The 15093-nt window shown below is 56.6% G+C and carries 14 protein-coding genes; 4 read left to right on the forward strand and 10 right to left on the reverse strand.

Annotated features, from left to right (window positions below; genetic code table 11):
* Positions 1–121: 121 nt before the first annotated feature.
* On the forward strand, positions 122–1189 hold the full coding sequence (locus tag AC1UKS_RS12710; protein WP_482436975.1) for a porin: 1068 nt from the start codon (positions 122–124) through the stop codon (positions 1187–1189).
* A 68-nt stretch (positions 1190–1257) separates the two neighbouring features.
* Here AC1UKS_RS12710 and AC1UKS_RS12715 read toward each other — a convergent pair whose 3' ends face one another.
* Positions 1258–2682 (reverse strand): YchO/YchP family invasin, encoded by a 1425-nt coding sequence (locus tag AC1UKS_RS12715; RefSeq protein ID WP_482433877.1) that lies wholly within the window; start codon positions 2680–2682, stop codon positions 1258–1260.
* A 212-nt stretch (positions 2683–2894) separates the two neighbouring features.
* Between AC1UKS_RS12715 and AC1UKS_RS12720 the strand changes: the two genes are divergently transcribed.
* A complete protein-coding gene (locus tag AC1UKS_RS12720; protein WP_482433879.1) occupies positions 2895–3443 on the forward strand; it encodes a YbhB/YbcL family Raf kinase inhibitor-like protein in 549 nt (182 codons plus the stop codon).
* A 9-nt stretch (positions 3444–3452) separates the two neighbouring features.
* On the opposite strand, the gene AC1UKS_RS12725 is transcribed toward AC1UKS_RS12720, so the two are convergent.
* The 9 genes from AC1UKS_RS12725 to AC1UKS_RS12765 all read right to left on the reverse strand — a co-directional run bounded on the left by AC1UKS_RS12725 (position 3453) and on the right by AC1UKS_RS12765 (position 12638).
* Positions 3453–4250 carry a glucose 1-dehydrogenase gene (locus tag AC1UKS_RS12725; RefSeq protein ID WP_482433881.1) on the reverse strand — a complete coding sequence of 266 codons (798 nt, stop codon included), beginning with the start codon at positions 4248–4250 and terminating at the stop codon, positions 3453–3455.
* Positions 4240–5775 (reverse strand): FGGY family carbohydrate kinase, encoded by a 1536-nt coding sequence (locus AC1UKS_RS12730; protein ID WP_482433882.1) that lies wholly within the window; start codon positions 5773–5775, stop codon positions 4240–4242. Before AC1UKS_RS12730 ends, AC1UKS_RS12725 begins: the two co-directional genes overlap by 11 nt.
* A complete protein-coding gene (locus AC1UKS_RS12735; protein WP_265910246.1) occupies positions 5768–6835 on the reverse strand; it encodes an ABC transporter permease in 1068 nt (355 codons plus the stop codon). The genes AC1UKS_RS12730 and AC1UKS_RS12735 overlap by 8 nt, the downstream gene beginning before the upstream one ends.
* A 30-nt stretch (positions 6836–6865) precedes the next feature.
* The gene (locus tag AC1UKS_RS12740; protein WP_013201872.1) at positions 6866–8416 is read right to left on the reverse strand and encodes a sugar ABC transporter ATP-binding protein; all 1551 of its coding nucleotides are present in this window, start codon (positions 8414–8416) and stop codon (positions 6866–6868) included.
* A 3-nt stretch (positions 8417–8419) separates the two neighbouring features.
* Complete coding sequence (locus AC1UKS_RS12745; protein ID WP_013201871.1) at positions 8420–9037, reverse strand: DUF2291 family protein; 618 nt, start codon at positions 9035–9037, stop codon at positions 8420–8422.
* 55 nt (positions 9038–9092) lie between these two features.
* A complete protein-coding gene (locus AC1UKS_RS12750; protein ID WP_482433884.1) occupies positions 9093–10028 on the reverse strand; it encodes a substrate-binding domain-containing protein in 936 nt (311 codons plus the stop codon).
* Between the two features lie 78 nt (positions 10029–10106).
* Positions 10107–10904, reverse strand: coding sequence for a GolD/DthD family dehydrogenase (locus tag AC1UKS_RS12755; RefSeq protein ID WP_265910243.1), 798 nt, complete (start codon positions 10902–10904; stop codon positions 10107–10109).
* Between the two features lie 10 nt (positions 10905–10914).
* Positions 10915–11832: a transketolase family protein gene (locus AC1UKS_RS12760; RefSeq protein ID WP_482433886.1), complete on the reverse strand. Its 918-nt coding sequence runs from the start codon at positions 11830–11832 to the stop codon at positions 10915–10917.
* Positions 11832–12638 (reverse strand): transketolase, encoded by an 807-nt coding sequence (locus AC1UKS_RS12765; RefSeq protein ID WP_041692280.1) that lies wholly within the window; start codon positions 12636–12638, stop codon positions 11832–11834. The genes AC1UKS_RS12760 and AC1UKS_RS12765 overlap by 1 nt, the downstream gene beginning before the upstream one ends.
* 373 nt (positions 12639–13011) lie before the next feature.
* Between AC1UKS_RS12765 and AC1UKS_RS12770 the strand changes: the two genes are divergently transcribed.
* Both AC1UKS_RS12770 and AC1UKS_RS12775 read left to right on the forward strand, forming a co-directional pair.
* Entirely contained in the window at positions 13012–13806 is a 795-nt protein-coding gene (locus tag AC1UKS_RS12770; protein ID WP_482433887.1) for a DeoR/GlpR family DNA-binding transcription regulator, read from the forward strand.
* 763 nt (positions 13807–14569) lie between these two features.
* Complete coding sequence (locus tag AC1UKS_RS12775; protein ID WP_082267235.1) at positions 14570–15082, forward strand: SH3 domain-containing protein; 513 nt, start codon at positions 14570–14572, stop codon at positions 15080–15082.
* The last annotated feature ends 11 nt before the right edge of the window (positions 15083–15093 follow it).

Here is a 15093-nt window from a genome sequence, read left to right on the forward strand (position 1 = left end):
TTAAGTGATCTAAATTTGATATTTACATTTTGTTACGTATATTTTATTTATATACGCTTCTTATTCATGGCATTTTCTAACGCGACGCAAGTGGGCGTCTTAAAATGAACAGGGTGTTCAAATAATGAAACTAAAACTTTTCGCATTGGCTATTTCTTCCCTCATAGCGATCGGCGGCGTTCATGCCGCTGATATGTTCAACAAAGACGGACACAAAATTGACCTTACTGGAAAGGTTGATGTCGCCCGTATTTTTACTTCTGATGACAATAAAAACGTCGATGACAGTTATGCCCGCTTAGGCTTCAAGGGCGAAACCCAGATCGGCGACAACCTGACCGGCTACGGCATGTTTGAATACCAATTCCGTCTCGATAATGCCGAAGACGTTAACGCGCAAACAGGCAACAAAACCCGTCTGGGATTCGCGGGCCTGAAGTTTGGTGATTACGGTAGCCTCGACTATGGCCGCAACTACGGCCTGATTTATGACGCGCTGGCCTACACCGACGTGCTGCCAAAATTTGGCGGCGAAACCGCGTACCTTGACACCTTCCTTTCTGGCCGCGCCGGCGGCGTGGCGACATGGCGCACACAAAATCTGTTCGGCATGGTCGAGGGACTGCAATTTGCGGCTCAGTATCAGGGGAAGAATGAGCGCAGCGGGGGTGACAGCATTGCCCGGGCGAACGGCGACGGTTACGCCACCTCGTTAGGCTTTAACAGCGAGGCCGGTATCAGTGTGGTTGCTGCCTGGGCCAGCGTTAACCGCACGGATGCCCAGAATCACGCACTGCGTGGTAAAGGCGATCGTGCTGAACGTTGGTCAACCGCGATTAAATATGACATGAACCAGTTTTACCTGGCTGCCATGTACGGCGAATCGCACAATGCGACGCCGATTGCAGGTGGTTTTGCCAATAAAGCGCAAAACGTTGAAGCCGTCGCGCAGTATCTGTTCCTCAACGGCTTCCAACCCTCACTGGCATATGTGTCTTCACGCGCGAAGGATATCGAAGGCGTCGGTGATGCCGATATTCTTAAGCATGCCAATATCGGTGCGAAGTACTTTATGAATGCGAATATGCAGGGGTATGTTGAATATCGATTCAACCTGTTGAAAGAGGATAACCGGCTGGGTCTGGCAACGGATGATTTGATCGGTATCGGCCTGATTTACCAGTTCTAACCCTCGCGGTATGACCCTGGGGCCTTTCGCCTGTGTCTGACAAGGAAAGGCCCTTTTTACGCTGTAACTTAGGGTGCCATCAAATCATACGGGTTTTGCTGTTCCCCCTGCAGAGTGACCGGAGCCACCAGCTTCAGGGTGATCCAGTTTGAGGTGACGCGCTGCTGCTTGCTGTCCTCCAGCGTGACCGAAAGACGATACTCATTGCTCGCCCCTTCTGAACTGTCCCAGGCCGGAATAATGATGCTCCAGCCCTGCGGATCGGTATTGCTGGCGGGCGGCGTCAGGCTCAGCGCCTGGGTATCACCCTGCCAGCTGATGGCCTTGATCGCATTGGCGTGACGAATTTGCAGCTTCAGCGGCAGCGTTTCGCCCGGCTGAACCTGCCACGGCGGCGTGGCGAGGAACACTGACAGCGTCTTGCTCTGACGGAACTCCATCACCGGTGAATTGTTGCGGTTCACCGTGTCATAGCGGCTGCCGCTCAGCGAGCGTGCTGCCGCCACGTTATCCGCCGACAGCTGCTTGCTAAGCGCAACGCCAATCTGATAATTCATCTTCAGACCGAACTGATCCTGGGTTTCGCCGGTATCCGCGGTTTTATGGCTGGCGGTGACGGTAAACAGCGGCACCGGCGTATAGCTAACGCCGAGCTCAATCGCCGACGGATTGCTGCCCTGGGTGCCGCTGTTAAACAAATCCACGTTGTCGCCAAGATATTGCTCATAGCTTAACGAGACGCCCAGCTGGCGGTAAAACGGCAGATAACCCTGTGAAGTAATGTCGTAACCGCGCGCCATACGCATCTCGGTCAGGCTGTTTTGATCGCGCCAGCCGGAAAGCGGCTGATAATAGTTGGCGGAGAAGCGCAGATAATCGCCCCAGGCTTCCGCGCCCAGCGATCCGCGCTGCTGATTGGATTCAAACATTTGATCGACAAAGGCGTTGTATCCGATCCGCCAGTGACCGGCCACCCAACGCTGCCCCACGCCGGCATTGCCCACCAGACCGTAATCGGTCTGTTCCACGCCCACCTGGCTGAAGGTCAGATAGCGGTAATTGTCCGCCCAGGGCGTCACTAATTGTGCAGAAGTGCCGGAAAAGTCGCCCTTCATATCCACCATCAGCGACATACTGGCCCGACCGTAAGGTGAGAGCAGCTGCTGCCCTTCGGTCTCGGCCCGTTTGGCGGCCTCGTCCCGGAAGTGATTGAATGCCCACTGCCCCGCCTCGCTGCCCAGTGACTGATCGTCATCACTGCTCATACTGGCTTCGCCAATGGTTTTCATCGCCTGGGCGACGCGTTTCTCTAACGCGCTGTCATCGGAAGCTGTGCTGCCTAAGTCCGGCAGCGACTGGCTAAAACGGGCGGGATCGTCAAACGGCGCATCGGCGACACGGGTATCCGTGGTCAGCGCCTGCGCATATTGGTCAGCACCGCCGGCCAGAACCAGGACAGCGCAAAGTGAGCGGATCGGGTGGAATTTTGTCATAACCTCATTGATTGCCAGCGGCAATGCAGTTTTTAATCGTTAAAAACGTAAGACAGATCACAAATCTAATCAAAGGGTAACGTAATACGCGGAGGAGCGCGAGTCAGATGGCTCCTGGTTGATCGGTTTCTATCCAAATCATCCAGTTAACTGGCGAACATAAGGAGGATCGTCCAGGCTTTGACCAGGCATTTACCAACAGGATGTGACTGATGAAAAGAATTTTGCTCTGTTTCTCTTGGCTGGCTTGTGCGACTGCGGCCAGCGCCGCGCCCGTTTTCACCCTCAATTCGCCCGACTTTAATGACAATGATGTGATGGCCAAAACTTTTGCCGGCAATGCCAAAGGGAATGCCAGCTGCACCGGCGAAGGCATCTCCCCGGCCCTGAGCTGGAACAATCCGCCGCCGGGCACCAAAAGCTTTGCCCTGACGCTGGTGGATCCAGTCGGCGCAAAAGGACTGGGCGTCAATCATATGGTGGCCTACAACATTCCCTTCCAGCGCACCAGCTTTGCCAGAGGAGAGTTGAGTGACGGCAAAGGCTATACCGGCGGCAAAAACAGCCCCGGCACCCTGCGCTATTACGGCCCCTGCCCGCCAGCAGGCAGCGGACAGCACCACTATAACTTCACGCTGATTGCCACGGATTTACCCGCCAACGCGCTGGGACAGGGCTTAACCCGCGAGGAATTACTCAGCAAATTAAAAGGCCACACCTTAGGTGCGGCCGGATTGATTGGGCGGTTTGGCAACGAGTAACGAATGTCCTCAGGACATGATTAATCCGCCGTCGACGTTGATGGTTTGTCCGGTGATGTATCGCGCATCATCGGACGCTAAAAAGGCCACCAGCCCGGCGACATCCTGCGGCTGCCCTGCCCGCTTCAACGGAATATTTTGCACCCATTCCGCCATCAGCTCGCCCTTGCCGTAGGTTTTCTGTTCGGTGCTGAGGATTTCCCCCCACACCCGATCGTTATAATCCCACATCTCACTTTCGATAATGCCCGGACAGAAGGCGTTAACGGTGATGTTCCACGGTGCCAGCTCCTGCGACAGGCTTTGGGTAATGCCAATCACGCCCATTTTACTGGCGGCATAGTGCGGCGTGTAGATAAACCCCTGACGTCCCTGGCCTGACGAGGTATTGATCAGGCTACCCGACTGCTGTTTGACCATATATTTTGCCGCTTCACGGCAGCACAGCCAGACGCCGGTGGTGTTCACCGCCAGAATCTTATCAAAGTCAGACTTCGGCATTTTGTCGAAGGTATCGATGGTGATCACCCCCGCGTTCTGAATCGAGACGTCGATGGTGCCAAAGCGGGATGCCGCTTCCTGATACAGATGCTGCACCTGCTGTTCATCGGTGACGTCCACCTGCAACGCGAGGATCTCACTGCCGTGCGTCGCCTTAAGCTTTTCGGCGGTTTCAAACACCCGTTCAGCGTTGGAAACCATCACCAGACGGGCACCGTCGCTGGCGAAACGCTCGGCAATGCCCGCCCCAATTCCCCGACAGGCGCCGGTGATCACCACGGTTTTGCCCGCAAAATTACGCTTCATGCTGTTCTCCTTGATGGGTTTGGCCAGCAGGCTGCCAGAGCGTGCGTTGAACCGCCTCACGCCAGCCTTGCCAACTGGTGTTAAGTTGCTGATGGCGGGCAGCGTCTGGCAGCCAGCAATCGTGTTCGGGTAACAGCGCGATTAGCTGGCTATCGTCAAGCTGTTCCAGCGCGCGCCTTGCCAGTAATCCCGCGCCCAGCGCCGACAGTTCTGGCGTACTGCTGCGCGCCACCGGGCAACCCAGCAGATCGGCCTGGAACTGCATCAGCCACGGGTTTTGCGTCGGGCCGCCGTCGACCATCAGCGTCTCAAGATGGAAACCGGGATGCTGGCGCATGGCGGCGATCACGTCGGCAATCTGGTAAGCAATGGCTTCCAGCGAAGCGCGGATCAGATGAGCTGGCGTCACGCCACGGCTCAGGCCACAAATCACCCCGCGCGCCTGGTCGTCCCACCAGGGCGCACCGGTGCCGGTCAGCGCCGGCACGAAATAAACGCCCAGCGTTGAGTCGATGCTGGCCGGCAGTTCATGCAGCGCCCGGCTGAGTACCTGCCCTTTGCCGTCGGTCAGACCGGTGGCCTGCGCCATCCAGGCTACGCCGTCGCCGGTGTGCGGAATATTGCCTTCCAGCCCGTACACCAGACGCTCGCCATCGTGCCAGGCCACGGTGGTCGCCAGTTGAGTGATACTGGTGTCCGGCGTCAGCAGCGGCGCCATCACCGAAGAACCGGTGCCGTAGGTCGCTTTTACCCCGCCCGCCTGCCCCAGCCCGTGCCCATAGAGCGCGGCATGAGAATCCCCGACCATCGCCATAATCGGCAGACCATCAGGAATCCCGCTCAGGCCACGGGTGGTGCCAAACAGTCCGCTGGACGGATGAATGTCCGGTAATGCCACGCGCGGCAGGCCAAACAGCGCCAGCATCGCCTCATCCCACTCGCCGGTTTGCAGATTCAGCAGCTGGGTGCGTGCCGCGTTGGAGGTATCACAACGGAACTGCTTGCCACCGGTAAAATGCCACAGCAGCCAGCCGTCAATGGTGCCGAGGCAGAGTTCACCGTTAGCCGCCCTTTCCGCGCCATCTGCGGTGTTATCCAGCAGCCAGCGCATTTTTGAGGCCGAAAACAACGGCGCAATCGGCAGGCCGGTCACCGAACGGATCAACGCATCCTGATGATCGCCTCTGAGCTGCTCGCAAAATGGCGAAGAGCGGGAACATTGCCAGGTTATTGCCGGCGCGATCGGTTTCCCGGTTGCCCGCTCCCAGCCCATCGCCGTTTCACGTTGGTTACTGATTGCCAGCGCCGCGACGCGGTTTTCGCCAACGCTGTGGATAACCTCTCTGAGCACGGTCAGCGAAGCGTTCAGCAGCATCATGCCGTCCTGCTCCACCCAGCCTGACCGTGGCGTGTCGACCGTCAGCGGGCGCGAGGCTTTGGTCACCACTTGTCCACGGGCATCGATAGCCACCGCTTTAACATTGCTGGTGCCTTCATCCAGCGCAACGATCAGCTCTCTAGCCATGACTGACCTCAGAGAGCGGCGCGGCCGCCTGCTTTTTTTCGTGACGACGCATCAGCACCACTTTGCTTTGCAGGCGTTGCTGGAACTGGTCGATAACTACTGCGGTGACAATCACCAGGCCTTTGATCACCATCTGCCAGAAGTCGCTGACGCCCATCATCACCATGCCATCGGCGAGGAAGACGATCACGAATGCGCCGATAATTGAGCCCGACACGCGACCGCGACCGCCCGCCAGCGCGGTTCCACCTAGCACCGTGGCCCCGATGGCGTCCATCTCAAACATGTTGCCGGTCATCGGGTGCGCCGTTTGCAGCTGCGAGGCGACAATCAACCCCACCAGCGCCGCACACATCCCCGAGAAGGCGTAAACAAACACTTTTACTTTGATGATCGGCACACCGGCCAGCCGCGCCGCCGACTCGTTACCGCCGCTGGCGTAGATATAGCGACCCAACGGCGTCTTACGGGTGATATACAGGCCGACCAGCAGCAGGCCAACCATCATCCAGATTGGAATATAGACGCCCAAAATGCTGCCCGACCCGAGGATGGCAAAGCCGGTATTGCCCAGTTGCGGCATGCCCACCAGGTTGGCGTAGGTGCTGCCATCGTTCCATAACAGCGCGGCACCGCGCGCGACATACATCATGCCCAGCGTACAGATAAACGGTGCCACACCGAGCCGGGTGATCACCGCGCCATTGATCAGCCCAACCACGATACCGAACAGGGTGACCACCAGGATCACCTCCGGCACGTTGAGGAACAGCGTTTGTCCGCCCCACAGCGGCAGGCCGTTGGTCAGCAGCGCACCGGCCACCATGCCGCAAATCCCGGCCACCGCGCCGACGGACAGGTCGATACCGCCGGTGAGGATCACCAGCGTCATGCCAATCGCCAGCAGGCCGGTGATCGCCACGTGCTGGGTCATGATTAGCAGGTTAGACGGGGTCAAAAAGTTCGGCACCATCACGCTGAAAAAACTAATCACAATCAGCAACGCGATAAACGTACGCGCCTTCAGCAGATACATATAGAGCAAATATTTCTGGTTCATGGTCTTGTTCCTCAACGCCCGGGGGGCACGCTAATCATGTGGAGTGGACGCCGTGATAAGCCGCTCGCGGGTGGCTTCAGCCCGGGGTAAATCGGCGGTGATTTTTCCATCGGCCATCACCAGGATCCGGTCGGCCAACGCCATGACCTCATCCAGCTCTGAGGAGGAAAACATCACTGCCAGTCCCTGCCGGGCCATTGACCCAATCAGGTGATAAACGTCAGTTTTGGCGCCGACATCAATGCCGCGCGTCGGCTCATCGAGCAGCACCACTTCCGGGCCGGTCATCAACGCCTTGCCGAGCACCACCTTTTGCTGATTGCCGCCGCTTAGCGAGGTGATCGGCAGTTCGACATCGCTGACCTTGATTGCCAGCCGTTCAATCATCTCGTTGACCCGCTGCGCTTCTTTCTGCGGATGCAGCAGGTTCAGCGCACGGCGGAAGCCTTTCAGGCTCAGATCGCTCAGGGTCATATTGGTTTTGATCGACATCAGCTCGATCACGCCTTCGCCTTTACGATCTTCCGGCACCAGCGCAATGCCCTTCTTCAGGCGATACTGGAAATTGCGCTTGTCGAGGCATTCGCCGTTCAGCGTGACGCTGCCGCTCTGGCAGGACATCAGGCCAATCAGACCTTTGAACAGCTCGGTACGCCCAGCACCCAACAGGCCATAAATGCCGACCACTTCGCCTTTGCGCAGCGAGAAGCTGACGTCGTTAAGCTTGTAGCCACCGTTCTGCGCCAGCGCGGTTAAGCCGTTGACGTTGAGTACCGCGTCGCCCTGCTCGGCGGCCTGATAATCAAAGTGCTTTTTCTTGTCGCCGACCATCTGCTCGATGATCCACGGCACGCTGGCATCGCGGACTTCACGCTCGCTGATAAAACGACCGTCGCGGAAAATGGTGATGTGATCGCCAATTTCCATCAGCTCTTCCAGCCGGTGCGAGATATAGATGATGGTGACGCCACGGCGCTTCAGCGCCTCAATGACGTTAAACAGCACCTTCACTTCCGACTGGCTGAGGGCGGAGGTCGGCTCGTCCATGATCAGCACGCGGGTGTCTTTCGACAGCGCCCGGGCGATCTCGACCAGTTGCTGATGACCAATGCCCAGTTCGTTCAACGGTGCATAGGGATCGACATCCAGCTCCAGCCTTTCCAGCAGCGCCTTCGCCAGCTGGTACTGGTATTTCTCGTTGATCACCCCGCGCTGGAAGAATTCGTTGCCGATAAAAATGTTGTCCATCACGTTCATATTCGGGAACAGGTTCAGCTCCTGAAAAATGATGCTGATGCCGTGTTTCTCAGCCTGCTGCGTGGTGTGTAAGGTCACCGGCTCACCATCCAGCAGGATCTGCCCGGACGACGGCACTTCCACGCCCGCCAGCATTTTCATCATGGTGGATTTGCCCGCGCCGTTTTCGCCGATCAGCACGTTGACCTTGTTGCGATACACGCGATAGTCCACCGAATCCAGCGCGGTGACGCCCGGATAAATGCGGGAGACATTGCGGGTTTCGATAATCACGTCCGACTGCTGGCTGGCCGGCGTCAGGACATCCGCTTCAGTGTGCGCCATGATTTACTCCTGTTGACGGACAACGCGGGCCGGAGTGATATCCGGTGCGGATTGCGGCACGTCCCAGCTGCTGAACACGCCATCGACTTCCACCCGATCGCCCACTTTCGGCTGAAGTTTTTTCACTTCATTCGAGGCCAGGGTGTTGATCGCCCGGCCGTAATCACCAAACAGCACCTGATCGTTGAAGTCCTGATAGCTGGAACCTTTGTAGACATCGCGCAGGGCGGTGCCACGAATTATCGGGCCAATCTGCACCACCACGTCCTGGCCGCTGACGTCTTTTACCGTCATCTTGCCGCTGCGTGAGGTGGTATTCACCGCCGACACCGTACCGTTAATCTTCACGGTAAAGACGCACGGATTCTCTTCCTGGCTACGGTAGCCAAACTGCTTACAGGCGCTGTCGATATCCTTCGCGGCGGCCAGATCTTTCATTACCTCGCCCAGCGGTTTGGCATCGTTTAGCACCTGCGGCACGATCTTCTGCTGATAGGTATTAGTGACGTTCGCCATGGCCGGATTGGGTGGGTTTTTCAGGTCGGCTAATTCCTGTTGCGACACAATGCGGCAACCGCCAAGGGTTAACGCCGCGACTGCCAGCCAGACTCGCCTGGACATAAATTCTCTCCTTTGCGCCCCGTAAGGGGCGCAGCAGTATCACCACAACCACGACTCAGGATTTGTAATTGAAGTCCTGAACCTTCGAGGCATTGTCCGGGTTGATCAGAATGCCGCGGAACATCACACGCTGTTTCTCAGGCCTGGTGCCTTTCTGGATAAAGTTATCGAGATCGGTCACACCCTGCGCGGCGATGGCCTGAGCCTGCAGCATCACGGTGGCTTTCAGCGTGCCGGCTTTCACCGCGTCACGTTCATCATTGCTGCCATCAATACCGACCACGATCACATCGTTACGGCCTGCGGCTTTCAGCGCGGCAATTGCCCCTAACGCCACCGGGCCGTTACCACAGATCACCCCTTTCACGTCCGGATGCGCCTGCAGAATGCTGTCCATGATGCGCTTGCCGTCGATCAGGGTGCCTTTCGCATCCTGGCGGGCGACGCTTTTCATGTCGGTGTACTGGTCGAGTACCTGGTGGAAGGATTTGGAGCGGGTCACGCAGTTATTGTCGGCGAGGTTACAGGTCAGTTCGGCGTAGCTGCCCTTCTCACCCATCTTCTCGACGAAGACGTTGGCGACGTCAGAGCCGGCCTGGAAGTTGTTGTGGGTAATCTGCTCCAGCGCGACGTTGTCGACCGGAATTTCGCGGTTAATCAGCACCACCGGAATGCCGGCATCCTTGGCTTTCTGAATAGCGGCGACGCTGGCGGTGGAGTCGGCGTTATCGAGGATAATGCCCTGCACTTTTTTACCGATCGCGGCATCGATCAGCTCGCTTTGTTTCTTTACATCTTCGCCGTGAGACAGAACCGACGTTTTGTAACCCAACTCCTGCGCCTTCATGTTGGCCCCTTTCGCTTCTGAGGCGTAATAAGGGTTATCCAGCGAGTTCACCATTATCATAATGGTGCCTTTCTCGGCTGCCAGCGCCACGTGGGAGAAAGTGCAGGCGGTGGCAACGGCTAATGCAGTTAAACGCATGTTCATAGTGATGTTCTCTCATTATTGTAGGGTCAGCGTGTAGGGTATTGCGTTCGGACTCGCTTCTCTGGTCTGGGCGAAGTACTACCAAATGGTAAAGCCGCCATCGATCATCAGATCGGCGCCGGTAATCATGTCGCTGCCGTTGCTGGCAAAGAACAGCACGGCGGCGGCAATCTCGTCGGTGTAGGCGAAGCGTCCCATCGGGATTAATTGCTTCATTGCCTCACCTTTTTCTCCCCGCCAGGCTTTTTCGCCCATTGGTGTCAACACCACGGTCGGAGAAAGGGTATTCACGTTAATTTTATGCGGCGCAAACTCCTTAGCCATCACCTTGGTCATGCCCAGTAATCCGGCTTTGGCTGAGGTGTAAGCCACATGGTTATCAATGGCGATGGAGGCGGCCTGCGAGGCGATGTTAATAATTTTTCCGCCCTTGCCGGCTTTCACCATGCGTTTGGCCACCGCCTGCGAGCAGAGGAACGGCCCGGTCAGGTTGACGGCGACCTGCTTTTGCCACTCGTCAAACTCGGTTTCCAGCACCGGCTGCAGCATCACATAGCCGGCACAGTTGACCAGGATGTCGATATGGCCGTAATGCGCATCCACGTCTGAGACAGCCTGTTCCACGGAGGCCGGGTCAGTCACATCGCACTGCACAAACTGCACGCGGCTGGCGTCAAACTGGCTGGCCACGTCGCTCACTTTGCTCTGTTCGAATGCCGGGTAAAGCAGCGCCAGGCTGGCGCCTTTTTCCAGCAGCATTTTATTGCTGGCCATGGCGATGCCGCCCAGGCCGCCGGTGACCACCGCAACCTTGCCGGTCAGATCCATATTGGTATCCACGCCATAGCGCAGATTGACATCATATTCATTGCTCATCAGTGGCTCCTCAGGCGGCGGCGACAACGTGTTGCAGGGTGGTACGCAGGCCTTCCGCATCAATACGGAACTGGCTGCGCAGTGCAGCGCGACTGCTGCTGTGGGTAAATTCGTAAGCCGGAATGCCCAACGCGGTAAACCGCTGGCGCAGCGCGTGCTTATGCAAAATTTCACCGATAATGCTGCCCAAACCGCCGCTCAGGGAATGCTCTTCCATGGTGATCACCTGCTGGTGCGCGCCAATCAGTTTCACCACCGCCGCTTCATCCAGTGGCCACAGCGAAGGCAGGGAAACGATGGTGATGCTGTCGTCTTTTGCCGCCAGTGCTTCATGGGCCAGCGTGCCCATACAGAACACCACCGTCTCTTTGCCTTCCTGCAGCACTTCCGGCTTGCCGGGAACGAACTGGTAATCGTCGCCGTGCAGCACCGGCACTTTGTCGCTGTCCATACGGATATACACCGGACCCGTATGCTGAATGGCGTAACGCGCAATGGCGCTGGCCTGCACGGCATCGGCCGGGGCAAACACCTGCAGGTTGCCGAAGGTGCGGGCAATGGCGATATCATTGGTACAGTGGTGGGTGGCTCCCAGCGGCCCGTAGGCAAAGCCGGCATTCAGCCCAAGCATCTTGACGTTGGTTTCGGTATAGCAAATATCGTTCTTGACCTGCTCATTGGAGCGGGCAAACAGGAAAGGTGCGGCGTTGGCGGTAAACACCGTCCTGCCGCTCAAGGCCATTCCCGCCGCCATACCGACCATGTTCTGCTCGGCGATGCCGACGTTAATCACCCGATCGGGAAAGGCCTTTTCAAATGGCGCAATTTTGGAGGTTGAGGTGGAGTCAGCAACCATCACGCTGAGATTCGCCCCGTTATGTTGTTCATCGACCAGCGTGGCGATGATCGCGTCGCGTAAGTCTTGCATTAGTCTTCCTCCAGCTCTGCCAGCCCAAGGGCCAGCTGTTCATCATTAGGCACCGAGTGGTGCCAGGCCGGGACGTTCGCCATAAAGGAGATGCCGTGGCCCTTCTCGGTATTGGCGAGGATCACCCGGGGTTTGCCAGTGGACGGCTGGTTAACCGCATTGGCAATCGCTTCGGGATCGTGACCGTCGCACTCCAGCACCTCGAAACCGAACGCCAGCCATTTATCTGCCAGCGGTTCCAGCGGCATGATGTCTTCGGTTTTGCCCGCCAACTGCAGGCGGTTGCGGTCCACAATGGCCACCAGGTTATCGAGCTTAAATTTGCTGGCGGACATCGCTGCTTCCCAGTTTGAGCCTTCCGCCAGTTCACCGTCGCCAAGCAGCACAAATGCCCGGCGATGGCCCATGCCGGAGAGCTTGTTGCCCAGCGCCAGGCCGACGCCAATCGGCAAGCCGTGCCCGAGGCCGCCGGAGTTAATCTCGACCAGATCCGGCAGCTTTTGCCTGACCGGATGGCCTGCCAGCAGCGTATCGTCGCCCATAAACTGGTCGAGGATCGCCGGGTCAATCAGCCCCATCGCCGCCGCGCTGCAATACAGCCCACCCGCGCCGTGGCCTTTCGATAAAATGAAACGATCCTGATCGGGACGCTCAGCACCGCGATCCATCACCCCCATAAACAGCGTACAGATGATGTCTACCTCTGAGAGGTCGGCGCCGGTATGCCCTTTTCCCGCCCGATGATTCATTTGCAGGACATAACGTCGGGCCTGACGCGCTGTCTGTTTGATTGCCTGAAAGTCCATCATTACCTCTTCGTCTGTAACGCCGCTGACCGGATAGCGAAGTGGCAGTCCTGCGGCTCATTCGTTTTCGAATAAAAATATACGCTATCGTTTATAAGCATATTGTGGGGTGGATCAAATTTCAAACAAAAGCCGATCTTAATATCAAGTCATTGATTTACCAGAAAAATTGCCTTTAACAGGAATGAAGGCAGGGACTAAAAGGCTAAAAATATGTTTAAAATCAATAGCGTTAGCAGCCAATGGCTTTCGAACGAAAGCGAAAGGGGAAAGTGACCGGACTCGCATTCAATCGAATGCAGAGGTAATATTTGCGCTAACGGCCGTTTGGCGCGGGTTTTCGCCCGTTCAGCAGGTGAAGGGAGAGTTTCGGTTGAAAAGCAAAAGCGAACAATTAGCCGACATGCAGCAACGGCGGGAAAAAATCCTTGAGATGATCCGGGAAGACGGCACGGTGACCGTAAAGATGCTGACGGAGGCCTTTGGCCTGACGGAAGCCACCATCCGTACCGATCTCCGCGTGTTGCAGAAAGAGGGACATGTCCAGCGTTATCATGGCGGTGCCACGCTGATGACCGGCAAGCAGAATACCGGCGCGCTGATGCTGGAGAGGCAAACCCATCTTGATGAGAAGGATGCTATCGGCCGGCTGGCGGCGGAGCATATCGAAAATGGCGATACGGTGATTTTCGACTCCGGTACCACCACCACCGCTATCGCCCATCATCTGGGGCACATCAACAAGCTGTCGGTGGTCACCACCGCAGTCAATATCGCGCTGATGTTAGGCGGTGAGCCCGGCGTCAATATTCTGCTGACCGGCGGCACCTTTAAGTTCCCGACTCTTTCCACCTCCGGCGAGAAAGCGGCCAGCTTCTTTGAGAACGTGCTGGCCGAGAAGCTGTTTCTGGCGACCGCCTGCATTTCACCCAAGCTGGGGCTGAGCTTCCCGAGCGAAACCGATATCAAAGTCAAAAGCGCGATGATCCGCTCGGCCAGCACGGTGTATGTGGTGGCCGACTCCAGCAAGATCGACAAGGTGTCGATGTTTGCCCTGCCCTGTGACTGGAGCAATATTCATTACCTGATCACCGACAGCGGCATCAGTGCCGAGTCGACAGAGGCGTTTGAAGCATTGGGCGTCAGGGTATTGATTGCCAGGGGGTAACCCCGCTGGCTTAAAACCGGCAGGATAAAAAAAGGCGTCCTGCCTGTGCCTGGAGCACGAAGTTGGACGCCTTTATCCAAAGCACTCGCGCAACCGTCACCGGCCAAACAAATGCATTGTTGTGTATCACGGTTTTTGCAATGCCTGTGCCAGATCTTCAACCCTCTGATTCCCCTGATAAAGGCCAGAGAGCGTCTGGTTAACTGGCGACAGTTTCCTATTCCCGGCGGCGATTTTGCCCTGCCATGATGCACAAATCGCACTCCCAGTGTGCATCACCTGACCAGCCCGATTGCGCGGCTTTTTTAGCACTGTCCGCTTGCCGCCAACAGGCTTCTGATTGCCTCAAGCACCTCCAGATCCCCCTGCTGAAACTCGCTGGCTTTTAACTGAAAAAAGCGCGGTGGCCTAAAAAAATCAGCCTACGCAAAACATTAGCCAGATTGATACGTTAAGCCCTTGAGCCGTTAACAGATGATGCCCGCTCTGAGCGCCGCTATTAATGCGGTCTGGTGACAGTTTATCGATACTAATCAAATTGACTTCTTGTCACCTTTCAGGGATGGATTGTCACCTCTGGTGACCGCCAATAACATGTAAAGTGGCGGCCTGCAATTGTTCCCATTCTCAAAAGCGTCAGGTAAACTGACAACGAATTTATCTTTCTGTAAACCTGACTCTTTTTTTCTTGTTACCGACAGTTTACCTGAGCGGACGATGACAATGATTGTGGGGTTTTGCCTGTGGACTATAAGACTCACTGATGAAATGCATGAGGACCAATGTGAAAATAAGCATCGCGTTTACCCTGTTGGCAGTGCTGTCCCTGTCCGGATGCAAGGCTCCTCCTCCGCCGATGACGGATGACACCATCGTAACCAGTGAAGTGGATGGCGTGAAATTCACCCATCGTCACGCGGTACAGGCACCGACGTCGTTTACCCCCGTCAATGAGACCTACCGCGCGTTATATAACGCGTCGGTGATGACCAGCCCGGATTTCAGTGGCAAGAACGTCCGCTATCTTGAGAATGGCAAACCCTTTACCGTACTGGGTGAAGTGGAAAATCACTGGCTGGCTATCGCCGATCCCGATCAGGAACAGCTGATTGGTTACGTGCCGTTCAAAGCCGGCGTGAAAACCGACCTGTATGATGCCACGATCAAAAGCGATCGTCCCCGCCCACGTAAAAACGCCAAAAAAGTGTGCGTCGATGTGGGTGGCCAAAGTAAAGCCTGCCGCAACAACGCGACGGCCACCTGGATCCTGGAATAATCGCGTTCTGT

This window comes from Erwinia sp. AK-PDG3-5, assembly GCF_056821705.1.

Excerpts from the sequence above, each read along its gene's own strand:
- AC1UKS_RS12725 (WP_482433881.1), bottom strand. The coding sequence starts at position 4,250 with ATGAAGCGTAATTTTGCGGGCAAAACCGTGGTGATCACCGGCGCCTGT.
- AC1UKS_RS12745 (WP_013201871.1), bottom strand. The coding sequence starts at position 9,037 with ATGTCCAGGCGAGTCTGGCTGGCAGTCGCGGCGTTAACCCTTGGCGGT.
- AC1UKS_RS12720 (WP_482433879.1), top strand. The coding sequence starts at position 2,895 with ATGAAAAGAATTTTGCTCTGTTTCTCTTGGCTGGCTTGTGCGACTGCG.
- AC1UKS_RS12740 (WP_013201872.1), bottom strand. The coding sequence starts at position 8,416 with ATGGCGCACACTGAAGCGGATGTCCTGACGCCGGCCAGCCAGCAGTCG.
- AC1UKS_RS12775 (WP_082267235.1), top strand. The coding sequence starts at position 14,570 with ATGAAATGCATGAGGACCAATGTGAAAATAAGCATCGCGTTTACCCTG.
- AC1UKS_RS12750 (WP_482433884.1), bottom strand. The coding sequence starts at position 10,028 with ATGAACATGCGTTTAACTGCATTAGCCGTTGCCACCGCCTGCACTTTC.
- AC1UKS_RS12730 (WP_482433882.1), bottom strand. The coding sequence starts at position 5,775 with ATGGCTAGAGAGCTGATCGTTGCGCTGGATGAAGGCACCAGCAATGTT.
- AC1UKS_RS12765 (WP_041692280.1), bottom strand. The coding sequence starts at position 12,638 with ATGGACTTTCAGGCAATCAAACAGACAGCGCGTCAGGCCCGACGTTAT.
- AC1UKS_RS12760 (WP_482433886.1), bottom strand. The coding sequence starts at position 11,832 with ATGCAAGACTTACGCGACGCGATCATCGCCACGCTGGTCGATGAACAA.
- AC1UKS_RS12715 (WP_482433877.1), bottom strand. The coding sequence starts at position 2,682 with ATGACAAAATTCCACCCGATCCGCTCACTTTGCGCTGTCCTGGTTCTG.
- AC1UKS_RS12735 (WP_265910246.1), bottom strand. The coding sequence starts at position 6,835 with ATGAACCAGAAATATTTGCTCTATATGTATCTGCTGAAGGCGCGTACG.
- AC1UKS_RS12755 (WP_265910243.1), bottom strand. The coding sequence starts at position 10,904 with ATGAGCAATGAATATGATGTCAATCTGCGCTATGGCGTGGATACCAAT.